The sequence below is a fragment of the Rhodococcus sp. IEGM 1351 genome, assembly GCF_030056875.1.
In the GTDB taxonomy this organism is placed as follows: domain Bacteria; phylum Actinomycetota; class Actinomycetes; order Mycobacteriales; family Mycobacteriaceae; genus Rhodococcus_F; species Rhodococcus_F opacus.
In genome coordinates, this window is sequence record NZ_JASHKU010000002.1 from 211,894 (window position 1) to 236,023 (window position 24,130).

General features: G+C 68.4%; 23 protein-coding genes. 14 read left to right on the forward strand and 9 right to left on the reverse strand.

Features of this window, described 5'->3' with window-relative positions; all coding sequences use genetic code 11:
* Positions 1 to 178 precede the first annotated feature (178 nt).
* Entirely contained in the window at positions 179 to 2,104 is a 1,926-nt protein-coding gene (asnB, locus tag QM806_RS03960; protein ID WP_005573188.1) for an asparagine synthase (glutamine-hydrolyzing), read from the forward strand.
* A gap of 71 nt (positions 2,105 to 2,175) precedes the next feature.
* Here asnB and QM806_RS03965 read toward each other — a convergent pair whose 3' ends face one another.
* The 3 genes from QM806_RS03965 to QM806_RS03975 all read right to left on the reverse strand — a co-directional run bounded on the left by QM806_RS03965 (position 2,176) and on the right by QM806_RS03975 (position 4,895).
* The gene (locus QM806_RS03965) at positions 2,176 to 3,150 is read right to left on the reverse strand and encodes a carbohydrate kinase family protein (RefSeq protein WP_005573186.1); all 975 of its coding nucleotides are present in this window, start codon (positions 3,148 to 3,150) and stop codon (positions 2,176 to 2,178) included.
* A gap of 179 nt (positions 3,151 to 3,329) precedes the next feature.
* Positions 3,330 to 3,680, reverse strand: coding sequence for an iron-sulfur cluster assembly accessory protein (locus QM806_RS03970; RefSeq protein WP_005247725.1), 351 nt, complete (start codon positions 3,678 to 3,680; stop codon positions 3,330 to 3,332).
* A 138-nt stretch (positions 3,681 to 3,818) separates the two neighbouring features.
* Positions 3,819 to 4,895, reverse strand: coding sequence for a glycerate kinase family protein (locus tag QM806_RS03975; RefSeq protein ID WP_064080154.1), 1,077 nt, complete (start codon positions 4,893 to 4,895; stop codon positions 3,819 to 3,821).
* Between the two features lie 88 nt (positions 4,896 to 4,983).
* Here QM806_RS03975 and QM806_RS03980 point away from each other — a divergent pair, with 88 nt between their 5' ends.
* On the forward strand, positions 4,984 to 5,640 hold the full coding sequence (locus QM806_RS03980) for a DUF3043 domain-containing protein (protein ID WP_007297475.1): 657 nt from the start codon (positions 4,984 to 4,986) through the stop codon (positions 5,638 to 5,640).
* Between the two features lie 3 nt (positions 5,641 to 5,643).
* Here QM806_RS03980 and QM806_RS03985 read toward each other — a convergent pair whose 3' ends face one another.
* On the reverse strand, positions 5,644 to 5,859 hold the full coding sequence (locus QM806_RS03985; protein WP_005573615.1) for a hypothetical protein: 216 nt from the start codon (positions 5,857 to 5,859) through the stop codon (positions 5,644 to 5,646).
* Between the two features lie 100 nt (positions 5,860 to 5,959).
* On the opposite strand from QM806_RS03985, the gene cobU reads away from it, so the two are divergent.
* Genes cobU through QM806_RS04000 form a run of 3 tightly spaced genes read left to right on the forward strand, consistent with a single transcriptional unit; the run spans position 5,960 to position 8,465 of the window.
* The gene (gene cobU, locus QM806_RS03990; protein ID WP_005573616.1) at positions 5,960 to 6,607 is read left to right on the forward strand and encodes a bifunctional adenosylcobinamide kinase/adenosylcobinamide-phosphate guanylyltransferase; all 648 of its coding nucleotides are present in this window, start codon (positions 5,960 to 5,962) and stop codon (positions 6,605 to 6,607) included.
* Positions 6,604 to 7,722 (forward strand): nicotinate-nucleotide--dimethylbenzimidazole phosphoribosyltransferase, encoded by a 1,119-nt coding sequence (gene cobT, locus QM806_RS03995; protein ID WP_054248972.1) that lies wholly within the window; start codon positions 6,604 to 6,606, stop codon positions 7,720 to 7,722. The genes cobU and cobT overlap by 4 nt, the downstream gene beginning before the upstream one ends.
* A gap of 2 nt (positions 7,723 to 7,724) precedes the next feature.
* Complete coding sequence (locus QM806_RS04000) at positions 7,725 to 8,465, forward strand: adenosylcobinamide-GDP ribazoletransferase (RefSeq protein ID WP_064080156.1); 741 nt, start codon at positions 7,725 to 7,727, stop codon at positions 8,463 to 8,465.
* 19 nt (positions 8,466 to 8,484) lie between these two features.
* Here the strand turns inward: QM806_RS04000 and QM806_RS04005 are convergent, their stop codons facing one another.
* Complete coding sequence (locus tag QM806_RS04005; RefSeq protein ID WP_005260097.1) at positions 8,485 to 9,588, reverse strand: branched-chain amino acid aminotransferase; 1,104 nt, start codon at positions 9,586 to 9,588, stop codon at positions 8,485 to 8,487.
* A 63-nt stretch (positions 9,589 to 9,651) separates the two neighbouring features.
* Positions 9,652 to 10,752, reverse strand: coding sequence for a glycine cleavage system aminomethyltransferase GcvT (gene gcvT / locus QM806_RS04010; protein WP_283290420.1), 1,101 nt, complete (start codon positions 10,750 to 10,752; stop codon positions 9,652 to 9,654).
* A gap of 121 nt (positions 10,753 to 10,873) precedes the next feature.
* On the opposite strand from gcvT, the gene QM806_RS04015 reads away from it, so the two are divergent.
* A complete protein-coding gene (locus QM806_RS04015) occupies positions 10,874 to 12,391 on the forward strand; it encodes a leucyl aminopeptidase (protein ID WP_169692839.1) in 1,518 nt (505 codons plus the stop codon).
* A 68-nt stretch (positions 12,392 to 12,459) separates the two neighbouring features.
* Here QM806_RS04015 and QM806_RS04020 read toward each other — a convergent pair whose 3' ends face one another.
* Entirely contained in the window at positions 12,460 to 12,798 is a 339-nt protein-coding gene (locus QM806_RS04020) for a hypothetical protein (protein WP_005561154.1), read from the reverse strand.
* A 329-nt stretch (positions 12,799 to 13,127) separates the two neighbouring features.
* Between QM806_RS04020 and sucB the strand changes: the two genes are divergently transcribed.
* The 5 genes from sucB (at position 13,128) to QM806_RS04045 (ending at position 18,545) form a co-directional block, all read left to right on the forward strand.
* Positions 13,128 to 14,843 carry a 2-oxoglutarate dehydrogenase, E2 component, dihydrolipoamide succinyltransferase gene (sucB, locus tag QM806_RS04025; protein ID WP_269591677.1) on the forward strand — a complete coding sequence of 572 codons (1,716 nt, stop codon included), beginning with the start codon at positions 13,128 to 13,130 and terminating at the stop codon, positions 14,841 to 14,843.
* 91 nt (positions 14,844 to 14,934) lie between these two features.
* Entirely contained in the window at positions 14,935 to 15,825 is an 891-nt protein-coding gene (locus QM806_RS04030; RefSeq protein ID WP_005561156.1) for a TIGR01777 family oxidoreductase, read from the forward strand.
* Positions 15,826 to 15,873: 48 nt separating this feature from the next.
* Positions 15,874 to 16,650 (forward strand): lipoyl(octanoyl) transferase LipB, encoded by a 777-nt coding sequence (gene lipB / locus QM806_RS04035; protein WP_005561158.1) that lies wholly within the window; start codon positions 15,874 to 15,876, stop codon positions 16,648 to 16,650.
* Positions 16,651 to 16,702: 52 nt separating this feature from the next.
* On the forward strand, positions 16,703 to 17,713 hold the full coding sequence (gene lipA / locus QM806_RS04040) for a lipoyl synthase (RefSeq protein WP_005561159.1): 1,011 nt from the start codon (positions 16,703 to 16,705) through the stop codon (positions 17,711 to 17,713).
* A 73-nt stretch (positions 17,714 to 17,786) separates the two neighbouring features.
* Positions 17,787 to 18,545, forward strand: coding sequence for a DUF4191 domain-containing protein (locus tag QM806_RS04045; protein WP_005247752.1), 759 nt, complete (start codon positions 17,787 to 17,789; stop codon positions 18,543 to 18,545).
* 65 nt (positions 18,546 to 18,610) lie between these two features.
* Here the strand turns inward: QM806_RS04045 and QM806_RS04050 are convergent, their stop codons facing one another.
* The gene (locus QM806_RS04050; RefSeq protein WP_005561161.1) at positions 18,611 to 19,087 is read right to left on the reverse strand and encodes an RDD family protein; all 477 of its coding nucleotides are present in this window, start codon (positions 19,085 to 19,087) and stop codon (positions 18,611 to 18,613) included.
* A 211-nt stretch (positions 19,088 to 19,298) separates the two neighbouring features.
* Here QM806_RS04050 and glnA point away from each other — a divergent pair, with 211 nt between their 5' ends.
* Entirely contained in the window at positions 19,299 to 20,735 is a 1,437-nt protein-coding gene (glnA, locus tag QM806_RS04055) for a type I glutamate--ammonia ligase (protein ID WP_005561162.1), read from the forward strand.
* Positions 20,736 to 20,905: 170 nt separating this feature from the next.
* On the opposite strand, the gene QM806_RS04060 is transcribed toward glnA, so the two are convergent.
* Positions 20,906 to 21,592: a DNA alkylation repair protein gene (locus QM806_RS04060; RefSeq protein ID WP_005561163.1), complete on the reverse strand. Its 687-nt coding sequence runs from the start codon at positions 21,590 to 21,592 to the stop codon at positions 20,906 to 20,908.
* A gap of 230 nt (positions 21,593 to 21,822) precedes the next feature.
* Between QM806_RS04060 and QM806_RS04065 the strand changes: the two genes are divergently transcribed.
* Positions 21,823 to 23,076, forward strand: a complete 1,254-nt coding sequence (locus QM806_RS04065; RefSeq protein WP_005254250.1) for a multidrug effflux MFS transporter — start codon at positions 21,823 to 21,825, stop codon at positions 23,074 to 23,076.
* A 7-nt stretch (positions 23,077 to 23,083) separates the two neighbouring features.
* Positions 23,084 to 24,064, forward strand: a complete 981-nt coding sequence (locus QM806_RS04070) for a putative antibiotic biosynthesis monooxygenase (RefSeq protein ID WP_005254251.1) — start codon at positions 23,084 to 23,086, stop codon at positions 24,062 to 24,064.
* Positions 24,065 to 24,130 lie beyond the last annotated feature (66 nt).

Here is a 24,130-nt window from a genome sequence, read left to right on the forward strand (position 1 = left end):
GGTCGGGCGACGACGTGTCGCTGCCGACGCCGCGGCGGTGCCGCTGTTCGCGCCGGGCACCGTCACCGGCGGCCCGAACCGGACGCTCCGGCAATCTGCGGCATACTTTCCGGCAGAGATCCCTGACCACTCCACCTCGTGGAGCCTTCCAAGATTCTGAATTGAGGTACCGGACGCTGTGTGCGGACTGCTCGGGCTACTGACCTCTGGAGAAACCAGCGACAACGCCGTCTCACAGGTCGACCAGGCGATGCACTGCCTGCGGCACCGTGGGCCGGACGAGCACGGGACCTGGCACGACGACCACCTGGTCTTCGGGTTCAATCGGCTGTCGATCATCGACATCGAACACTCCCACCAGCCCCTGCGGTGGGGTCCGGTGGAGAATCCGGAACGCTACGCGCTGACGTTCAACGGCGAGATCTACAACTACCTCGAGGTTCGTGCCGAACTCGCCGAGCAGTTCGGTGCGCAGTTCGTCACAGAGGGCGACAGCGAGGCCATCGTCGCAGCGTTCCACTACTGGGGCGAGGACGCGGTCCGCCGCCTGCGCGGCATGTTCGCGTTCGCGATCTGGGACACGGAGACGCGGGAATTGTTCCTCGCGCGCGATCCGTTCGGCATCAAACCGCTCTTCCTGGCGACGGGCGTCGGCGGCACCGCGTTCGGTAGCGAGAAGAAGAGCCTGCTGGAACTGGCGAGCCTGATCGGCATCGGCACCGAACTCGATCCGCGGGCCGTCGAGCACTACACCGTCCTTCAGTACGTGCCGGAGCCGGAAACCCTCCACAGGCAGATCCGCCGGCTCGAGTCCGGCTGCTTCGCGCGTGTGCGGCCGGGCGAAGAACCCGTGATCACCCGCTATTTCGCGCCCACGTTCCCGGTGCGTCCGTTCGCCGCGGGCACCGAGCAGGCCCGGTACCGCGAGATCGCGGAGGCGCTCGAGGATTCGGTCGCCAAGCACATGCGCGCCGACGTCACGGTCGGTTCCTTCCTGTCGGGTGGCATCGACTCGACGGCCATCGCGGCGCTCGCGATGCGTCACAACCCGAACCTGATCACGTTCACCACCGGTTTCGAACGCGAAGGCTATTCCGAGGTCGACGTCGCAGCCGAATCCGCAGAAGCGATCGGCGCGCGTCACGTGGTGAAGGTGGTGAGCCCGTCCGAGTTCGCCGCCGCCATCCCCGAGATCGTGTGGTACCTCGACGACCCCGTCGCCGATCCCGCGCTGGTTCCGCTGTGGTTCGTGGCCAAGGAAGCGCGCAAGCACGTCAAGGTCGTCCTGTCCGGTGAGGGCGCCGACGAGCTGTTCGGCGGCTACACCATCTACCGCGAGCCGATTTCGCTGAAGCCGTTCGAGTACCTGCCCAAGGGACTGCGGCGGGCCGCCGGGAAGCTGTCCGAGCGCATCCCCGAGGGTACCCGCGGAAAGAGCCTGCTCAACCGCGGTTCACTGACCCTGGAAGAGCGGTACTACGGCAACGCGCGCAGCTTCAACGACGCACAGTTGCGCGCCGTCCTGCGCGACTTCCGGCCGGAGTGGACGCACCGCGACGTCACCGACCCGATCTACGCGCAGTCGCAGGGGTGGGATCCGGTGGCCCGGATGCAGCACCTGGACCTGTTCACGTGGTTGCGCGGCGACATCCTCGTCAAGGCCGACAAGATGACGATGGCCAACTCGCTCGAACTTCGGGTGCCGTTCCTCGATCCCGAGGTCTTCAAGGTGGCGTCGCAGGTGCCGCTGGATCAGAAGATCACCAAGAGCACCACCAAGTACGCGCTGCGTCAGGCGCTGGAAGGCATCGTGCCCGGGCACGTGCTCCATCGGGCGAAGCTGGGCTTCCCGGTGCCGCTGCGGCACTGGCTGCGCGGCACCGAACTGTTCGACTGGGCACACGAGCAGATCGCGGCGTCGGGCACCGATCACCTGCTCGACAAGGCGGCGATCGCGAAGATGCTGAACGACCACCGGGACGGCGTGTCCGACCACAGCCGTCGCCTGTGGACCGTGCTGATCTTCATGGTCTGGCACGGCATCTTCGTGGAGAACCGCATCGTTCCGGAGATCGCCGAGCCGGCGTACCCGGTCTCGCTGTAGGCGCTTCGCGCCCGTGCGCCTTCTTGGTAGTTGGCGCTACCAAGACGGCGCACGGGCGGCGGAGCCGCCTGTTACGGCAGAACGGCAGCGATCTCGTCGGCGGCGGTGGAGCCGTAGGCGTCCGCGAGGCGCTTGACGGCCTCGTCGCGGTCGAACGTCCATTCCTGGGTTCCGACGGTCTCCAGCACGAGCACCGCCACCAGCGACCCCAGCTGCGCGGAGCGCTCGAAACTCAGGCCCGCGCTGTGCGCGAGGAGGAATCCGGCCCGGAATCCGTCACCGACACCGGTCGGGTCGACCTTCGCCTTCTCGGGAACGACGGCGACGCGGGTCCAGTTGCCCTCGGAGTCGACGATCTCGACGCCCTTGGAACCGAGGGTCGTGACGCGGACGCCGACCTGAGCGCGGATCTCCTCTTCGGTCAGTCCGGTCTTCTGCCGCAGCAGTCCCCACTCGTACTCGTTCGTGAACAGGTATTTTGCACCGCGGATCAGCGCCGACGCCTCCTCGCCGTTCAGTCGGGCGAGCTGCTGCGACGGGTCGGCGGCGAACGGGATTCCCTGCCGGCGGCATTCCTCGGTGTGGCGGATCATCGCCTCGGGGTCGTTGGCGCCGATCAGGACCAGATCGAGCGCTTCGGCGTCCTGCGCGATACCGGACAGCTGGATTTCGCGGGCCTCACTCATCGCACCGGGGTAGAACGACGCGATCTGCGCCATGTCCTCGTCGGTGGTGCACACGAAACGCGCGGTGTGCGCGGTGGTCGAGATCCGGACGGCGGTGCAGTCGACACCATTGCTCTCGAGCCACTGGCGGTAGTCCGCGAAGTCGGCCCCGACAGCCCCGACCAGCAGCGGAGATCCACCGAGGACGCCCATGGCGTAGGCGATGTTGCCGCCCACTCCCCCGCGCCGGACTACGAGGTCGTCGACCAGGAAGCTCAACGAGATGTGGCTGAGCTGATCGGCGAGCAGCTGCTCGGCGAACCGGCCCGGAAACCGCATCAGGTGGTCGGTGGCGATGGAACCGGTAACCGCAATTGTCACGGGCGGATGCCTTTCGATGAGTTCGGTCGGGATTTCTCACCGTACCCCGGGGTACCACCACGATCGGTCGGCAGCACGGGGACCCGGGTACGTGGAGATCGGGCACGAAAAAAGTCTGACGCGGCAGCCGGTCGGCGCCGCGTCAGACTTGTCGATTCAGTTGTACTTCGGCCTGGGACTCAGTTGAAGGAGTCGCCGCAGGCGCACGAACCGGTCGCGTTGGGGTTGTCGATGGTGAAACCCTGCTTCTCGATGGTGTCGACGAAGTCGATCGAGGCACCCTCGACGTACGGTGCGCTCATCCGGTCCACCGCGAGGGCGACGCCACCGAAGTCCACGATCAGGTCGCCGTCCAGGTTCCTGTCGTCGAAGAACAGCTGGTAACGCAGCCCTGCGCAGCCGCCGGGTTGCACGGCGATACGCAGTGCGAGGTCGTCACGACCTTCCTGATCGAGCAGCGCCTTCGCCTTGGCGGACGCGGCTTCGGTCATCTTGACGCCGTGGACGGCGGTCTCGTTCTGCACAGTCATGGGCTCTCCCTGTAGTTCGTAACAAACCCGTGAACGCTTCAACGGTACTCCGCGCCCGACTTATTCCCGGGTTCCATTCCCTGCGGCAGCGTCCGCAGATCGATCCACGTCCATGGTATCCGACGTCGCGGATTCCGGTTACTGCCCTGCGGCCGCACCGTCCCATCCGCGGGCTGCGGCCGCGGCAAGGTCTCTCAGCTGCGCGTATGCGTCCGACATCGCGAGTTCGACCGATCCCGCGTGGTCCACCAGCGACAGTGCCTCGTCGATGCCCGCGCTGTCGAGATCCGCGGGGTCGAGGAGCACCTGCCCGGCCAGGACGAGCGTCCCGATCGACCGCCGGCGGGCGGCAGCGGCAAGCGCGATCACGAGTTTCCCGCGCAGCGACTGCTGGTCGAGCCGGCCTTCCCCGGTGATCACGAGCTGGGCGGAGGCGAGTTGCCGGTCCTGCCGGGTGCGTTGCGCGACCACGTGAGCACCGGATTCTCGGGTCGCGCCGAGGGCGAGCAGCGCGGCCCCGATGCCACCGGCGGCGCCGGCCCCGGCCTCGGCGGCGACCTCCCGGGCCGTCACCCGCTGCAGTTGCCCCGCCCATGCGGCGTTCCGGTCCTCGAGGAATGCGACGGTGTCGGGGTCGGCGCCCTTCTGCGGTCCGAACACGCGGGCGGCGCCGTGCTCGCCGAGCAACGGGTGCTCGACATCGGACGCGGCCACCAGTTCCACCGAGCGCAGGCGGGCGACGGCGGCATCCGCGCTCCCGAAACCCTGCGCGAGGGCTTCGACGAGGCCGCGGCCGCCGTCGGTGCAGCTGCTGCCGCCGAGACCGACGACGATTCTGCTCGCCCCGGCATCGAGGGCCGCTACCACGAGTTGGCCGACGCCCCGGCTGTGCGCGTCGCGGGCGGTGCGGGGCGTCGGCGGTCCGCCCAGCAGTCCGAGTCCGCAGGCCTGGGCGGATTCGAGGTAGGCGTCGGTGCCGTCGAGGAGCCAGCGGGCCGTGACGTCGGCGCCGAGGGGCCCTTCCACGACCGCGGTCCGGACGGTGCCGCCCGCAGCCGCTACCACGTCGACGAACCCAGGGCCGCCGTCGGACTGCGGCGCCTCGATCAGCTGGTCGTCCGGGCGCACGGCCGACCATCCCGCCGCGATCGCGGCGGTCGCCTCGACGGCGGTCAGCGTTTCACCGAAGGAGTCCGGTGCGATCATCACTCGCATCGGCGAAGTGTATGGCGACGGGCGCGACCCGGCATTTCGATGTGAGGGCGGTTTTCCTCCCGGCGCCGTCTTCCCATACTCTGGAAGGGTGAAATTGCTACGCCGCGGTGATTCGGACAATTCAGACAAGCGGGACGTCGAGGTCGCCGAGTCGTCCACGGCCCCGGAGGCGGAGTCCGCCGAACAGGCAGGCAAGGGCCGCCCGACCCCCAAGCGACGCGACGCGGAGGCGAAGCGACGCGGACCGGTCGCGCCCGCGCCCCTGACGGCGAAAGAGGCACGCGCCCGTAAGAAGGCCACCCGCGGTAGCAAGGAAGAGCGCAAGGTCGCCGCGGCGGAGCGACGCGCCACCGCCGCCGAGCGACGCGCCCGCATGCTCGCCGGCGAGGACAAGTATCTCCTCCCCCGCGACAAGGGCCCGGTCCGCGCGTACGTCCGCGACATCGTGGACGCCCGGCGCAACCTGGTCGGCCTGTTCATGCCGCTGGCCCTGGTTCTCATCATGGCGATGTTCGTCAGCCCGGCGTTGCAGGCGATCGTGACGCTCGCCATGCTCATCATGATGATGTTCATGGCCATCGAGGGCGTCTGGCTGGGCCGCAAGATCAACAATCAGGTGCGGGAGCGCTTCCCGGACACCCCCGACGGCGGTTTCAAGCTCGGGTGGTACGCGTTCGTGCGTGCGTCGCAGATCCGCAAGCTGCGCGCCCCCAAGCCGCGGGTGCGCCCCGGCGACGCCATCTGACGGTCAGTTGTGGGGCGCGCGGTGCGTCTCGGCGAGCAGCCGCCCCAGGTCGGCGTCGCGGTCGTAGGACAGGTCGGTCATGGGATCGGCCGGTCGGAAGAAGTTGTCGCGGTAGCTTTTCCGCAGTCGCGGATGGAGTGGACCCAGGTGCCGACCGGCGTACATCACGGCCGCATGCAGCACGAGGAGAAGTGCAACGAGGACGAGGAATTCGGTCATGGCTGAAATTTTCCGCCCATTCACTTCCCGCCAACAGTGGCGGAATTGACGTTCTTCGTCAAAATACTGCCACTCCGGTCGGTTGGTAGCGTTTCCCTCCGTGCCCACCGCCGATTCCCCGGACCGCCCGAGCCGTCCGAACCAGACGTCGCGAACACTCGTGCTCGGCGGTGCACGCTCCGGAAAATCCGCTCACGCCGAGGAACTGACCCAGGCCCTGGCCGGGGCGGGCCGGGTGCGCTACGTCGCCACCAGTCACCGCGACCCCGACGACCACGACTGGGAACACCGCATCGCTCAGCACCGCGATCGGCGTCCCCGCAGCTGGCTCACTGTGGAAACCGCGCACCGGCTCGACCTCGCCGACCAACTGCGTTCCCCCACCGAAACTGCGGCCACCCTCGTCGACGATCTCGGCACCTGGCTCACCGTCGAACTCGACGGCGCCGCAGCCTGGGACTCGCCGCGCGGCACCATCACCCCACGCACGGACGAACTCGTCGCGAGCGTCCGCGACTACCGCGGCGCACTCGTGCTGGTGACTCCCGAGGTGGGCCTCGGCGTCATCCCCGAGACCCGGTCCGGTCGCCTGTTCCGCGACGAGATCGGCTCCCTCAACGCGCGGCTCGCCCAGGTCTGCGATCGCGTGGTCCTCGTCGTCGCCGGACTGACCATGACCCTGAAAGATGATCCCGCACGCGAGTCGTGCGGGGCAGAAGTGTCCACTCGAGCGAGAGGCCAAGCGTGACCAGCGAGTCCGTGAGCACCGACCCCGGTCGGTTCGAACCCGTCACCCCACCCGACGAAGGGGTGCGCGCACAGGCCGAGGCCCGTCAGTTGCAGCTCACCAAACCGGCCGGCTCGCTCGGACGCCTCGAGACGCTCGCATGCTGGGCCGCGGCCTGCCAGGGTGTCTGCCCGCCCGTCCCGTTCGCGCGGGCGCGCGTGGTGGTGTTCGCCGGCGACCACGGAGTGGCACGGACCGGCGTCTCGGCGTATCCGCCCGAGGTGACGGCCCAGATGGTCGCCAATTTCGTCGGCGGCGGGGCCGCCGTCAATGCTCTCGCGAACCGGGCCGGCGCAAGCGTGCGCGTCGTCGACCTGTCCGTCGACGGCGACACGGATCCGTCGGTGTCCACGTTCAAGATTCGCCGCTCGTCGGGGGCGATCGACCGCGAGGACGCGCTCACACACGAGGAGACACTGAAGGCCATCGAGGCCGGACGGTCCATCGCCGACTCCGAAATCGATTCCGGCGCAGACCTGTTGATCGCCGGCGACATGGGAATCGGCAACACCACGCCGGCCACCGTTCTCATCGCCGCGCTGACGGACACCGAACCCGTGGCGGCGGTCGGCCGGGGCACCGGTGTCGACGACGCCGGCTGGATCCGGAAGACGGCGGCGATCCGCGACGCGATGCGCCGGGCCCGGCCGGTGGTCCGGGACACGGTGGCGCTCCTGCGTACGGTGTCGGGCGCCGACCTCGCCGCGATGGCCGGCTTCCTCGCCCAGGCCTCCGCCCGCAAGACCCCGGTGATTCTCGACGGCGTGGTCGTCACCGCGGCCGCGATGGTCGCGGAGGAACTCGCGCACGGCGCCCGCGCGTGGTGGCTGGCCGGCCACCGTTCCACCGAACCGGCCCACACGATCGCACTGAAGCACCTGCAACTCGACCCCCTCCTCGAACTCGACATGCGACTCGGCGAGGGATCCGGCGCCGTCACCGCGCTGCCGATCCTGCAGGGCGCCGTCGCCACGCTCGCGGAGATGGCGACGTTCGCGGAGGCCGGAGTCAGCACCCGCGACGCCGAGGACGGCGAGGACACCGCCCCCGGCTCCGCCGCCGATACCGCGGGCTGACCGTGTCGGGCGTACTGCTCGCGTTCTCCTGGCTGACGGTCCTCCCCCTGCGCGGACCGGATTCCGTGGACCGCGTGTCGGGCCGCCGCGCGATCCGGGCGGCGCCGGTGACCGGGGTCGCGCTGGGAGTCCTGGCCGCGGTGCTGCTGTGGGCGCTCGTGTCCGCCGGTCTCGACCCCGCCCTCGCCGGCCTGATGACGGTGGGTGCACACGCTCTCGCCACCCGGGGGATGCACATCGACGGTCTGTCCGACACCGTCGACGGGCTCGGCTGTTACGGGCCGCCGGAGCGGGCGCGGGCCGTGATGCACAGCGGCGGCGCGGGCCCGTTCGGGGTGTGCGCCCTGGTGATCTGCCTGGGCGCGCAGGGACTGGCGTTCGGATCTCTGGCCGCCGCAGGACAATTCGCGTGCGTGGCCGTCGCCGTGGCGGCCGGGCGGGTGGCGGTCGTCTTCGCCTGCCGGCGCGGAATTCCCGCGTCGTCGACGGAAGGATTCGGCGCACTGGTCGCCGAGACCCAGTCACCGTGGACCGGCATCGCCTGGACCGTTCCGCTCCTCGCGGCGGCCGCGTGGTGCACCTCGCCGTGGTGGCAGGGACCGATCGTCGTGGCAGTCGCGCTGACGCTCACCGCGTTCCTGGTGGCTCACTGCGTCCGGCGATTCGCCGGCCTCAACGGCGACGTGCTCGGCGCCGTGCTCGAGATCACCGTCACCATCTCGGCGATCGGTCTCACGTTCTGAGCGACCGCCGAAACCGAGATCAGCGCAGTTTCGTCATCCACCCGTGGGTGTCGGCGAACGTTCCCCGCTGAATGCCGGTCAGCGTGTCGCGCAGGGCCATGGTGACCTCGCCGGGCTCGCCGTCGGCGATCGTGAACTCACCCTCGGCCGACTTGACCCGGCCGACAGGCGTGATGACCGCCGCCGTACCGCACGCGAACACCTCGGTGATCTCGCCCGACTTGGTCTTGGTGCGCCATTCGTCGGTGCTGATCCGACGCTCGTCCACCGCGAAACCGGCGTCGGTCGCGAGGGTCAGCAGCGAGTTACGGGTGATACCCGGCAGCAACGAACCGGACAGGGACGGCGTCACGAGGCGGGCGTCGGATCCGGAGCCGAACACGAAGAAGAGGTTCATGCCGCCCATCTCCTCCACGTACGACCGTTCGATGGCGTCGAGCCACACCACCTGGTCGCAACCCTCGTCGGCGGCCTGCGCCTGCGCGAGAAGCGAAGCCGCGTAGTTACCCGCGAATTTGGCGGCGCCGGTGCCACCGGGTGCGGCGCGCACGTATTCCGTCGACAGCCACACGCTGACCGGCTTCACTCCACGCGGGAAGTAGGCGCCTGCGGGCGAGGCGATCAGCAGGTAGCGGTACTCGTCGGCCGGACGCACACCGAGTCCGGCCTCGGTGGAGAACATGAAGGGGCGAAGGTACAGCGCGTCCTCACCACCGGCGGCGGGCACCCATTCGTGATCCAGCTCGAGCAGTTCGGTGATCGACTTGACGAACAACTCCTCCGGTAGTTCCGGCATCGCGAGACGACGCGCCGACGTCGCGAGTCGTTCGGCGTTCGCCTCGAGGCGGAACGTCGAGATGCCGCCGTCGGGCTGCCGGTACGCTTTCAGCCCCTCGAAGATGGCCTGCCCGTAGTGCAGCACCATCGCGGCGGGGTCGAGCTGGAGCGGCCCGTACGGTTCCACCTTGGCGTCGTGCCAGCCGAGCTCCGTGGAGTAGGTGATCGACACCATGTGGTCCGTGAAGTACCGACCGAATCCGGGCGCCGCCAGTATCTCTCGCCGTACCTCGTCGGAGGTGAGGGCGGGATGCGGGACGCGAACGAACTCGGTGACACCTGTCATGCCCGTGATCTTATCGAACGCCTTCCGCCGCCCCACGGCCGACAGGTCGTCCGCGACAGGCGCTTACTTGGTGTTGATCTCCACGAACGGCGGAGACACCACCTCGGCGCGCAGGGAGCGTCCCCGGACGTCCACGGCGATCTCGTCTCCCGCCGACACGCCGGCTCCGGAGTCGAGCAGCGCCAATGCGATCCCGACCTTGAGCGTGGGCGAGAACGTGCCCGACGTGGTCTCGCCGATCGACTCGCCGTCGCGCAGCACGGTCTGACCGGCGCGGAGAACCCCGCGGTCCAGCGCCTTGATGCCCCACAGCGTGCGCGCCGGGCCGGACTCCTTCTCGTCGGTGAGCGTCTCCTTGCCCCAGAACTTCGGCTTCTTCCACCCGATCGCCCAGCCGCATCGTGCCTCGAGCGGGGAGATCTCCAGCGACAGTTCGTGCCCGTGCAGCGGGTATCCCATCTCGGTGCGCAGCGTATCCCGGGCGCCGAGACCGGCGACCTGGCCGCCGTGGGCGCGGACCTGCTCGACCGCGGCCCGGAACAGCTTCTCGCTGTCCACCCAGCGCGGCAGCAGTTCGAACCCGACCTCGCCGGTGTACCCGCTGCGGCACACGCGGACCGGAACCCCGTCCCAGGTGGCGTCCGCGAAGGCCATGTACTCGATGTCGGTGGGCAGGCCGAGGGCGGTGAGTACGTCCGCCGACTTCGGGCCCTGCACGGCGATCACACCGAAGTCCCGGTGCTGGTTCGCCACGGTGACGCCCTCGGGAGCCGCGGCGGCCAGTGCCGCGACCACGTCCGCGGTGTTGGCCGCGTTGGGGACGAGGAACACCTCGTCGGGGCTCACGTAGTAGGCGATCAGATCGTCGATCACTCCGCCCGACGGCGTGCAGCACAGCGTGTACTGCGCCTTGCCGGGACCGATCTTGTCGAGATCGTTGGTCAGCGCCGAGTTCACGAAGGCTGCGGCGCCGCTGCCCCGCACGAGGGCCTTGCCGAGGTGGCTGACGTCGAACACCCCCACCGACTCGCGCACCGCGGTGTGTTCGGCGACGACACCGGCGTACGAGACGGGCATCTCCCAGCCGCCGAAGGGAGCGAACGTGGCCCCGAGTTCGACGTGAACGGCGTGGACGGGGCCTTGGGACAACTGCTCCTCGGTCATGGGCCTCAACTTATCCGACCCCCGGGCGCACCGGGTAGGCGACGGCGGACGAGCACTACCATCGGGACGGACGTCGACCATCCGACACCACCCGATCCCGAACCGCTGCAGGAGAGACACCGTGAGCACTCACACAGCCCGACCCCTCGGACCACAACTCGCCCTCGCCGGCACCGTCGGCAAGCGGGTGGACGTGCTGGTGATCGGGTTGACGTCGAGCTCGGACGGACCCGAAATCGCGCTCGGCGACGGCATCGTCGACGAATCGGTGCTGACCGATCTGCTCGACACGCTCGTCGCGGTGGGCGCCTCCGGCAAGGCGGAGGAGACGACCCGCATCCCGGCACCCGACACGCTTCCGGTCGACAGTGTGCTGGCCGTCGGCCTCGGTTCGGCCGAGAAGCTCGACGCCGAGCAGATCCGCAAGTCCGCGGGCGCCGCGGCGCGTTCACTCAGTGGCGTCGGCACCGTCGCGACCACCCTGTCCGTGCTCGATCTCGGTGCCGCAGCCGAAGGTTTCGCCCTCGGCGCGTACCGCTTCAACGAGTTCAAGTCCGCGAAATCCGCTCCCGGCCCGGACGCACAACCTGTCTCGCGGGTGGAGCTGCTGGTGTCGTCTCCGCGTGCGAAGGAGTCGAAGGAGACCCTCGCGCGCTCCGCGGCGATCGCCGACGCCGTCGCCACTGCGCGCGAATTCGTCAACACTCCCCCGAGCCACCTCTTCCCCGCCGAATTCGCCGACCGTGCAAAGGCTCTCGGCACCGACGCCGGACTGAAGGTCGAGGTCCTCGACGAGAAGGCGCTCGAAAAGAACGGGTACGGCGGCATCCTCGGGGTGGGCAAGGGCTCGTCTCGTCTGCCGCGGCTGGTCCGGCTGAGCTACTCCGCCAAGAAGCGGAACGCCCCCAAGGTCGCGCTCGTCGGCAAGGGCATCACGTTCGACACCGGCGGCATCTCCATCAAGCCCGCCGCAGGCATGGAGAACATGACGTCCGACATGGGCGGCGCCGCAGCCGTTGTCGCCACCGTGGTCCTCGCCGCCAAGCTCGGACTGCCCGTCGACGTCACCGCCACCGTCCCGATGGCCGAGAACATGCCGTCGTCCACCGCGCAGCGTCCCGGCGACGTCCTCACCCAGTACGGCGGCACCACGGTGGAGGTCATCAACACCGACGCGGAGGGACGTCTCGTCCTCGCCGACGCCATCGTCCGCGCGTGCGAGGACGACCCCGACTACCTCATCGACACCGCGACCCTCACCGGCGCGCAGATGGTGGCACTGGGCAACCGGACGCCCGGTGTGATGGGCACCGACCAGTTCCGCGACCGCGTCGCCGCCATCTCCCAGGAGATCGGTGAGAACGCGTGGGCCATGCCGATGCCCGCCGAACTGCGCTCGGACCTCGATTCGAAGGTCGCCGACCTCGCCAACGTCACCAACCATCGCTGGGGCGGCATGCTCGCGGCGGCCCTGTACCTCAAGGAGTTCGTCGCCGACGGCGTGCAGTGGGCGCACATCGACGTCGCCGGACCGGCGTACAACTCGTCGGGACCGTGGGGATACACCGGCCGCGGCGGCACCGGCGTGCCCGTGCGCACCATGATCTCGGTGATCGAGGACATCGCCGCCAACGGGTAGGCGCTCCGCGCCCGTGCGCCTTTCAGGTAGCTGGAACAACCAGAAAGGCGGACGGGCGGCGAAGCCGCCTACAGGTCGCGCTCGCGCTCGCGCTTCCGCTCGATACGGCGCCGCGCGTCGTGATCGCGCATCCGCTGCGGGTAGCCGGTCTTGCGGACGTCGTACACGGGGATGCGGAGGTCCTCGCCGAGTTTGCGGGCGCCGCGTTCACCGCCCACACGGCGCCGGGTCCACTCGCCGTCCGCCGCAACAAGCACGACAGTGACTTCCGTCACCGTCGTCTGAGGTTCCACGTAGGCCTCCACACCGGGGTGCGTGCGAGTCCAGTTCGCGAGATACGCGGCGTCCTCGGGGGACGCCTGAGATCGACCGGACCGAGGCCGCGAGAATCGGTCGAACAACCCCACGTCGAGCCTCCTCGAGTGCGTGCGCCCGACGATGCCGGCGACTGTCCTCCAAGTTTGCCAGCGAACGCCCGGTTTCCGCCGCACACGAAAACTACTGGCCGGTAGCGATTACGTCGCGACACACCGGAGTCCCCGACGGGTGCCCCTCGGCGGACACGCCCGCCGGATCAATGGAAAGATGTGGAGCGCCGACACAGCGAGTGGGTGACGACGAATCGGAATTACCTGCAAGTAGACGCAAGACACGTGCATCTCGAAGCACAATGGTTCACGACCACAAGTCGACAAAATTCAACAACCCGAACACAACTGTCGAGGAGTCAAAAGACATGGCCTTCTCCGTCCAGATGCCAGCGCTTGGTGAGAGTGTCACCGAGGGAACTGTCACGCGGTGGCTCAAGCAGGAAGGAGACACGGTCGAAGTTGACGAACCCTTGCTCGAAGTCTCCACGGACAAGGTGGACACGGAAATCCCGTCTCCCGTGGCCGGCGTTCTCAGCAAGATCGTTGCTCAGGAAGACGACACCGTGGAAATCGGTGGCGAGCTTGCCGTGATCGGCGACGCCGGTGAGGCTCCTGCCTCCGACTCCGCTCCCGCACCCGCCGCCGAAGAGCCCGCCGCAGAGCCGGCTCCCGCCGCGGAGGCGCCGGCCGCCGAGCCCGCGCCCGCAGCATCCGGCAACGGTTCCGCCGAGGGCACCGCCGTGAAGATGCCCGAACTGGGCGAGTCCGTCACCGAGGGCACCGTCACCCGCTGGCTCAAGGCCGTCGGCGACGAGGTCGCCGTGGACGAGCCGCTCGTCGAGGTGTCCACCGACAAGGTCGACACGGAGATCCCGTCCCCCGTCGCCGGTACTCTCCTCGAGATCAGCGCCGAGGAAGACGACACCGTTTCCGTCGGCGGTCAGCTCGCCGTCATCGGTTCGGGTGCGCCCGCCGCCAAGCCGGCCGCGGAACCGAAGCCCGAGCCGACCCCCGAGCCCGCGAAGCCCGCTCCCGCCCCGGAGCCCGCGAAGCCCGAGCCCGCCAAGAGTGCACCGGCAGCATCCGCGCCGGCTCCCGCCGCACCCGCTCCCGCGGCCACGTCCGGAGACAGCACCCCGTACGTCACCCCGCTGGTGCGCAAGCTCGCCACGGACAACAACGTCGACCTGTCCTCGGTGACGGGCACCGGAGTCGGTGGCCGCATCCGTAAGCAGGACGTCCTCGCTGCCGCCGAGGCCAAGAAGGCACCGGCCGCCGCTGCCGCGCCTGCTGCCGCACCGGCCGCCGCCGCTGCTCCCGCAGCCGCCTCCGCCGGGGTCCGCCCCGAACTGGCCCACCTGCGCGGAACCACGCAGAAGGCCAACCGGATTCGTCAGATCACCGCCACGAAGACGCGGGAGTCGCTGCAGACCACGGCGCAGCTCACCCAGACCTTCGAGATCGACGTCACCAAGATCGCGGCCCTGCGCGCGCAGGCCAAGAACACCTTCCTCGAGCGCGAGGGCGTCAAGCTCACGTTCCTCCCGTTCTTCGCGAAGGCCGTCGTCGAGGCGCTGAAGTCGCACCCGAACATCAACGCCAGCTACGACGAGGCGAACAAGCAGATCACCTACTACGACGCCGAGCACCTGGGCATCGCGGTCGACACCGACCAGGGTCTGCTGTCCCCCGTGATCCACAACGCCGGCGACCTGTCGCTGGCCGGCCTGGCCCGCGCGATCGCGGACATCGCCAAGCGCGCCCGCTCCGGTGGGCTCAAGCCGGACGAGCTGTCCGGTGGCACGTTCACGATCACGAACATCGGCAGCCAGGGCGCCCTGTTCGACACCCCGATCCTCGTGCCCCCGCAGGCCGCGATGCTCGGAACCGGCGCGATCGTCAAGCGTCCCGTGGTCGTGACCGACGAGTCCGGCAGTGAAAGCATCGGCGTCCGCTCGATGTGCTACCTGCCGCTCACCTACGATCACCGCCTCGTCGACGGCGCCGACGCCGGCCGCTTCTTGACCACGATCAAGCAGCGTCTGGAGCAGGGAGCGTTCGAGGCCGACCTCGGCCTCTGATCGTCACCGGACTTCGAGCCGAACGTAGTTTCGCAGGGGCACCATTTCCATCAGGGATGGTGCCCCTGCGCTGTGAAGGAGGCTGTTGCACATGCGAGTGGTCATCGCCGGTTCCTCCGGGCTGATTGGCACCGCTCTCGTCTCGTCTCTCCGCGGCGACGGTCACGACGTCGTCCGCCTCGTCCGCCGGTCGTCCGCGGGTCCCGACGAGTCACGCTGGGATCCGCAGAAGGACCGGATCGACACGGGGATCCTCGCGGACGCGGATGCGGTCGTGAATCTGTGCGGCGTCGGGGTCGGCGACAAACGCTGGACCGGGGCGTACAAGCAACTGATCCGGGACAGTCGCATCGCCGCCACCGACGTCCTGGCCGAGGGCGTCGCGGAGGCCGCGGTGCCCGTGTTCGTGAATGCGAGCGCGGTCGGCTACTACGGCGACACCGGCGATCGGGTCGTCGACGAGACCTCGCCCTCCGGGACGGGTTTCCTCGCGGACACCTGCCGCGACTGGGAGGCCGCGACAGCCCCCGCCGACACCTCGAAGATCCGGACGGTTCTGCTGCGGAGCGGCATCGTCCTCTCTCCCCACGGCGGCCTGCTCGGCAGGCTGAAGACGCTGTACACGTTCGGGCTCGGCGGCCGGCTCGGCAACGGCCGCCAGTACCTGTCGTGGATCTCGTTGGAGGACGAGGTCGATGCGATCAAGTTCGTCCTCACCCGCGACGACGTCGCCGGCCCCGTGAACGTCACCGGCCCGGCGCCCGTCACCAACGCCCAGTTCAACGGCGCGGTCGCGCGGACGCTGCACCGCCCCGCACCGTGGATCGTTCCCGGGTTCGCGCTCAGCGCGCTGGTCGGAGAGTTTGCGCAGGAGGGCATTCTGGCCGGACAGCGCGCGATACCCACGGTGCTCGAGAATGCGGGATTCCGGTTCCGGCACAACACCATCGGGGAAGCGCTCGACGCCGCCCTCGTGCAGTGAACCCAGGTCGTGCCGGTGCGGCCGCAGCCCCGGCGTAACCTCTAGCGCATGAGCAGCGCGACACAATCCGCCCGTTTCAGCCCCTCCCCGATTTCCGTCGAACATCTCGGCACGATCGGGTACGTCGACGCCTGGGATCGACAGCGCGAGCTGGCGGCCGAACGCGCCGAGAACGTGGGTACCGACACGCTGCTCCTGCTCGAACACCCGGCCGTCTACACCGCGGGGCGCCGGACCGAACCCGAGGACCGTCCGACCGACGGCACTCCCGTCATCGACGTCGACCGCGGCGGGAAGATCACCTGGCACGGTCCGGGTCAGCTGGTGGGCTACCCGATCGTCAAGCTGGCCGAACCGGTCGACGTCGTGCGGTACGTGCGCCGGCTCGAGCAGGCACTGATCACCGTGTGCACCGACCTCGGCGTCGACTGCGGCCGGGTCGACGGTCGCTCCGGTGTGTGGCTGCCGGCGTCCCTCGACAACGGGCAGTGGCTGCCCGAGCGCAAGGTGGCGGCCATCGGCGTGCGGGTACAGCGTGGTGTCGCACTCCACGGCTTCTCGCTCAACTGCAATTCCGTTCTCACGGGGTTCGACGCGATCATCCCGTGCGGTATCCGCGACGCCGGGGTCACGTCGCTGTCGCGGGAACTGGGCCGCGACGTCACTGTCGAGGAGGTCACGCCCGTCGTCACGGCGGCCGTCGTCGCCGCGCTCGACGGCGAACTTCCGGTGACCGAACACGACATCGAGCGGGTCACGTTCGACTCCGCCGCCGCCGGGACGACGTCCTCCGCGCCCACCTTCACTACTGTTCAGTACGGTTGACCTCCGCTCCCCGGCCCGCCGGGCGCGACGGGCCGGGCGTACGATCGTCTCCGTGACTGTGGCCCCAGAAGGACGCAAATTGCTCCGCCTCGAGATCCGAAATGCGGAGACTCCGATCGAACGCAAACCGAACTGGATCAAGACGAGAGCGAAGATGGGCCCGGAATACTCCGAGCTCAAAAGCCTCGTCAAGCGCGAGGGTTTGCACACCGTCTGCGAAGAAGCCGGCTGCCCCAACATCTACGAATGCTGGGAAGACCGCGAGGCGACCTTCCTCATCGGCGGTGAACAATGCACCCGCCGCTGCGACTTCTGCCAGATCGACACCGGCAAACCCGACGACCTCGACCGCGACGAACCCCGCCGCGTCGCCGAATCCGTCCAGGCGATGGGACTGCGCTACTCCACCATCACCGGCGTCGCCCGCGACGACCTCCCCGACGGCGGCGCCTGGCTCTACGCCGAAACCGTCCGCCTGATCCACCAGCTCAACCCCGGCACCGGCGTCGAACTGCTCATCCCCGACTTCAACGCCAAACCCGACCAGCTCGCCGAGGTGTTCTCCACCCGCCCCGAGGTGCTCGCCCACAACGTCGAAACCGTCCCCCGCATCTTCAAACGGATCCGGCCCGCGTTCCGCTACCAGCGCAGCCTCGACGTGATCACCGCCGCCCGCGAAGACAACCTCGTCACCAAGTCCAACCTCATCCTCGGCATGGGCGAAACCCCCGACGAGGTCACCCAGGCGTTGCACGACCTGCACGACGCCGGCTGCGACATCATCACCATCACCCAGTACCTGCGTCCCTCCCCCCGCCACCACCCGGTCGAACGGTGGGTCAAGCCCGAGGAATTCGTCGAGCACTCCAAGACCGCCGAGGAAATCGGCTTCGCCGGCGTCATGGCCGGACCCCTCGTCCGCTCCTCCTACCGCGCCGGCCGCCTCTACGCACAGGCGATGGCCCACCACGGCCGCGAATTGCCTGCAGGACAGGCACATCTCACCGAAAGCGGCGATGCGTCGCAGGAGGCAAGTTCCCTCATGGCGCGGCTCGCCCGCTGACCTCCCCGCGTGCGCGGTGGTCGACACCGGACGGGTCATCACCGCGCACGGCCAGGGACGTATCCTGAAGAGCATGGCGAACGGCAGTAAATCCGGTAAAGCGGGCAAACCCAGTAAAGAAGCAAAGGCAGCCGCCAAGGCAGCCCGCAGGCAGGCGTCGAAGGAACGCAGAACTCAGCTCTGGCAGGCGTTCCAGATGCAGCGCAAGGAAGACAAGCTGCTGTTGCCGCTCATGCTCGGCACGCTCATCGGACTCGCGGTGGTGTTCTTCCTCGTCGGTCTGATCTGGGGCCTCCAGTGGTTCCTCCTCCCGATCGGTCTCCTCCTCGGCGTGCTCGGGGCCTTCATCATCTTCGGCCGGCGCGTCCAGAAGACGGTGTACGGCAAGGCCGAGGGCCAGGCGGGCGCGGCCGCGTGGGCGCTCGACAACATGCAGGGCTCCTGGCGCGTGACCAGCGCGGTCGCGGGCACCACGCAGCTCGACGCCGTTCACCGCGTGATCGGACGTCCCGGCGTCATCCTCGTCGCCGAGGGATCGCCGCAACGCGTGAAGTCGCTCCTGGCCCAGGAGAAGAAGAAGACGGCGCGCCTCGTCGGCGACACCCCGATCTACGACATCGTCATCGGCAACGACGAGGGCCAGGTCCCGCTGTCGCAGCTGCAGAAGCATCTGAACAAGCTCCCGAAGAACATCGACACCAAGCGGATGGACGCCATCGAGTCGCGGCTCGCCGCGCTCAGCAGCCGCGGTGGCGGTGCCGCACTGCCCAAGGGTCCGATGCCCGGCGGCGCGAAGATGCGCGGCGTGCAGCGCACCATCCGTCGTCGCTAGAAGCCTGTCGCCCCACTACTCCGCCCGATGTCGATCCGACATCGGGCGGAAGACGTTCTGCGGGGTCAGCGGGTGCGAACCAGCGCGGTGCCGGTGGCCCGGTCCTGCATGCCGCGACCGTCGATGTCCGTGATGGTCCCGGGCACGACGAACACGAGCAGCGCCTGACGCACCAGGGCCCGGACGAAGCCGACCCGGGCGGGCCCGTCCACCCGCGCCACCTGCATGCCGAGGAACAGCTGCCCCGGTGTGAAGGAGAACAGCGACACCGTGGCGATACCGACGACGAACCAGACCAGCAGAGTGAAGGTCGAGAACGGACCCTCGAAGAAGTTGTCGCCGATGATCAGTGCCGCGACGCCCGCCGACGACACCCAGTCGATCATCAGAGCGGCGAGACGGCGGCCCGTGCTCGCGAGTGAACCGGGACCTTCCGCCTGCAGGCCGAGGCGCTCGCCCCGGAAGGACTGCTTCGTCTCGTCCGCGCCGTTCGGCAGGGCAGCCGAAGGTCCGGAAAGCCAGGAACCGGTGATACGTGCCATGCTGTCCAGGATAGGCGTCGACTCTCCGAGGACCTCACACCGGAGCTTTGGGCTGTGTGCGCAGTCACAGCCGGTGCAAAAGCCCAGGAAGATTCGACGCGTAACACGGGCGAAACAAAAGGTTGACCAGCGGGCAACACCAAGTCCTTACCGTCTGGCTCGACGAATTCGCCAATATCCACTTGGCTGAAGCGACTTAAGGAGCACAAGCGTGGCGTTCACCACGGCCGAAGAGGTCATCAAGTTCATCAAGGACGAGAACGTCGAATATGTCGACATCCGGTTCAGCGACCTGCCGGGCGTGCAGCAGCACTTCTCGATCCCGGCGTCCGCGTTCAACCAGGACGTCTTCGAGGACGGCCTCGCGTTCGACGGTTCGTCCGTCCGCGGCTTCCAGTCGATCCACGAGTCGGACATGATGCTCCTTCCCGACGTCGCCACCGCCCAGCTCGACCCGTTCCGCGCCGCCAAGACGCTGAACATCAACTTCTTCGTGCACGACCCGTTCACGCGTGAGTCCTACAGCCGCGACCCGCGTAACGTCGCGCGCAAGGCCGAGGAATACCTGAAGTCGACCGGCATCGCCGACACCGCCTTCTTCGGCGCCGAGGCCGAGTTCTACATCTTCGACTCGGTCCGCTACGACTCCGGCATCAACGGCGCGTTCTACGAGGTCGACTCCATCTCGGGTTCCTGGAACACCGGCAACGACGTGAACGCCGACGGCAGCCCCAACCTGGGCTACAAGGTCCGCCCCAAGGGTGGATACTTCCCCGTCGCTCCGTACGACCACTACGTCGACCTGCGCGACGAGATCTCCACCAACCTGCAGAACGCGGGCTTCGAGCTCGAGCGCGGCCACCACGAGGTGGGCACCGGCGGCCAGCAGGAGATCAACTACAAGTTCAACACGCTGCTCGCGGCCGCGGACGACCTGCAGCTGTTCAAGTACATCGTGAAGAACACCGCCTGGCAGCACGGCAAGTCGGCCACCTTCATGCCGAAGCCGCTGTTCGGTGACAACGGTTCGGGTATGCACGTCCACCAGTCGCTGTGGAAGGACGGCAAGCCGCTGTTCCACGACGAGGCCGGCTACGCGGGTCTGTCCGACATGGCGCGTCACTACATCGGCGGCATCCTGCACCACGCACCGTCGCTGCTGGCGTTCACCAACCCGACGATCAACTCGTACCACCGTCTGGTGCCGGGCTACGAAGCCCCCATCAACCTCGTGTACAGCCAGCGCAACCGCTCGGCGGCCGTGCGTATCCCGATCACCGGCAACAACCCGAAGGCCAAGCGCCTCGAGTTCCGCGCCCCCGACTCCTCGGGTAACCCCTACCTGAACTTCGCGGCGCAGATGATGGCCGGCCTGGACGGCATCAAGAACAAGATCGAGCCGCAGGCTCCCGTCGACAAGGACCTCTACGAGCTCCCGCCGGAGGAGGCCCGCAACATCCCGCAGGCTCCCACCAGCCTGTCGGCCGTCATCGATCGCCTCGAGGCAGATCACGACTACCTCACCGAGGGTGGCGTGTTCACGTCCGACCTGATCGAGACGTGGATCTCGCTCAAGCGTGAGCAGGAAATCGCTCCGGTCAACCTGCGTCCGCACCCGTACGAGTTCCAGCTGTACTACGACGTGTAAGTCGTCAGCAGCCGCTGACCTGCGTCGGGGCGTTCGGTAGAGCGCCCCGGTACGCAGTAGCTTCGGTCGAGCCCACCCGCGCCGCGATCACTACACCGATCGCGGCGCGGGTGGGCTCTTCTGCGTCCGGCCACAGATGGCCGGGCGCGGTCGGGCGCGGGGCGAACCTTCTACTTGTCGCCCTGTCGGCGCACCATCTCGGTGATCCAGACGGGCGCGTACGGAGACGTGCAGCCCGGGGACGTCGGGTAGTCCTTCAGCACCTCCAAGCGCTCACCGATGTCGAGTGCGCGGGCGCGGTGCTCCGCGTGCTCGATCCCGATCTGAGCCAGGCAGTGGTTCATCGCCCACTGCAGGCGATCCGGGGCGTCTTTCATCTCCGCCTCGATGACGTCGAGTAGTCCCGCGAGGTCGAGGTCCTCGGGCTTCTTCGCCACGCGTTCGGTGGTCAGCGCCCAGCCGGCACTCGCGACCACCGGATCCGGATCGGCGGACCACGCCAGGCGCAGCTCCTCGGAGTGCGGGTTCTTCTTCACCACGTAGTTCACGAGCCAGTCGTGCACCTTGGGTGCGCGCGCCTCGCGCACCATGACGTCCAACTCGTCACGCTCGAACACCCTCGGGCGGCAGATCAGGATCGCCAGCAGTCGCGCCGCGGTGTCACCCGTCTCCCAGAGCCGGCACGCCAGTTCCTGCTGCGTCTTCAGCCTCTTCGCGAGCGCGCGCAGCTTGCCGAGGTTCACACCGTGATCGTCACCGTGCTTCTCGTTCACCTCGCGTGCCCTCGGGTCCTCGAGCTCGGCCAGCTCGGCCATCACCTCGGCGACCGTCGTCTCGGTCAGCGTCGTCTCGGCCACCTGAGCCTCCTGTCCGTTCCTGGGAGAGTCAGCCTACGACGGACGCGGGCCCCGTCGTTTCGTACGTCACTCCCCGGCCGCGCGGTCCGGAACCCGCCCGAGTGCCGCGGGCCGCGTCGTATGATCCAGGGAACCGACCACACGGACCGTTGCGGAGCGTGCGGTCGACGCCTTGCGGGATACTTGCTCCGTTCTCCAGCCCCCTCGGGTCGAGAAGCAGGTGGTGCGGGATGTCAGTGCCCACGACGCCGTCCGGCGTGCCGGTTCCGCGCCGTGTCGTGGTCATTCTGCTGCTGGTGATTCCGCTCAGCCAGATCCCGCTCGACATCTACACCCCGGCATTGCCGCAGATGGTGCTCGACCTGGACGCGTCCGCGGCCGTGGTGCAGAACACGGTGACGGCCTACATGCTGGGCATGAGCCTGGCGTTCATTCCGGTCGGACTGATCGCGGATGCGGTGGGCCGCAAGCGAACTCTGCTGACCTGCCTGGCGATCCTCGTCGTCACCAGCGTGGGATGCGCACTCGTGCAGAACATCACGCTCCTGCTCGGTCTGAGATTCGTGCAGGGTATCGGTGGGTGCGCGTGCCTCGTCCTCGCCTACGCGATCGCCGCCGACTGCTACCGCGGCGCCCGGCTCACGTCCGTGTCCGGTCTCCTCGGGGCCGCGTGGGGGCTGGCACCCGTTCTCGCACCCGCCGTGGGTGGGGTACTGGTGCAGTTCATGTCGTGGCGTCTGGTGTTCGGGCTGATCGCGCTTCTGGCGGCCCTGGCCGTTCCCCTCGTCGTCGCGGGATTGCCGGAGACGCTTCCACCGGAACTGCGGGCACCGGTCGACGTCGGCGCCGCGGCGCGGGTGCTGGGTGCGGCTCTGCGCCACCGCATCTTCGTGGGGTTCGTGCTCGTGTTCGGACTGATGGCATCTGCACAGATGGTGTTCGGTGTCGTCGCGCCCTTCCTCTACCAGCAGATTCTCGGATTCTCCCCGGCCGCCTACGGTGCGGTGGCGCTCGTCGTGGGCGGCGCCAACCTCGTCGGCGAACTCGCCTGCAGCGCGCTGGCTGTCCGGGTCGGCACACGCAGGCTCGCGTTCGGCGCGTGGTGGGTGTTCGTGGCGGGCGCGCTCGTACTCACCGTTACGGCCGGGCTGTCCGTCGTCACCGCACCGGCCATCACGATCGGCGCCTGCCTCGCGCTCGCCGGATGCGGGGTGCTCTGCCCGCAGATGTACGGGCTCGCTCTCGGACTGTTCACCCGCAATCTCGGACTGATCGGCGGGGTCGTCACGGCGGCCTGCTATCTCGTCGTCAGTGCGGCGATGGCCGTCGCCGGAGTACTACCGGAGAACAGCCAGGCACCGCTGGGCTGGCTGTACCTGACCCTGGGCGCGGGAGCCGGGATCCTGCTGCTCCTCACCACGTCCACCCGGCGGTCCCAGGGTTCCCCCTCCGCCGCGCCTGCACCACGACCAGAACGGAGGTGACCTCACCGTGCCGCATTCACACCCGCGCAGCCCTGCCGCGTCCCCGGTGTCGGTGATCTTCCAACGCCGGATCGACGACGCGAGTTACGCCGACTACGCACGGTGGCAGAAGCGTGCGGCGGAGGCCCTCGCGACCGTTCCGGGTTTCATCGATCAGGACATCGTGCCGCCGTCGCCGCCCGTGCAGGACGACTGGGTGGACGTGCTGCGGTTCGCCACCGTCGAGGACGCCCGCGCGTGGCTCGACAGCGACCGCCGGACGGAGCTCGTGGCGGAGATCAAGCACGCCTTCATCGGCAACGAGGACGTCCACCTGCTCACCGGCGAGCAGACCCGGGAGCAGTCGGCGACGTCGGTGGTCATCTCCTGTCACGTCGCCCCCGAGGACGAGTCGGCGTTCATGGACTGGCAGCGGAAGATCTCCGCCGCCGAGGCGGGGTTCCGGGGTTTCCGGGGGCACAAGGTCGAGAGGCCGGTGCAGGGGATCACCGAGGACTGGACGATCGTGCTGAGCTTCGACACCGAGGACAACCTGGCGTCGTGGATGGATTCACCCGAGCGGGCTGCCCTCCTGAAGGAGGGCGAGAAGTTCAACAAGAATCTCCGAATCCGCAAAGCGAGCTACGGTTTCGACTTCTGGTTCCGCGGCGCGGGCGGTGACGAGCCGCCCCCGGTGCCCGTTGCCCGGAGCAATCTCCTGGCGCTGCTGGTGCTGTATCCGCTGGTGGTGATCTGGGGCCATTTCGTCAGCGCACCGTTCATCGAGGCGCACGGGGTTCCGATCGCCGTCGCCCTGTTTCTCGCGAACCTGGTCACCACTCAGATCCTCGGCTGGTGGGCGGTTCCGGCTGCGTTCAAGGTGTTCGGATGGTGGATGGACCCGGCGATCTCCCCCCGCCGGCGGAACCTCGGTTACGCCGTGATGATCGCGCTGTTCGGGATTTCGATCGCCGTGTGCACCCTGCTGTTCATGATCCCGACCACGTAACAGACTTTCCGATTCACCTGCGCGATGTTCGGGTACGTAGCACTGTGAAGGACCGAGGTCTGTTTC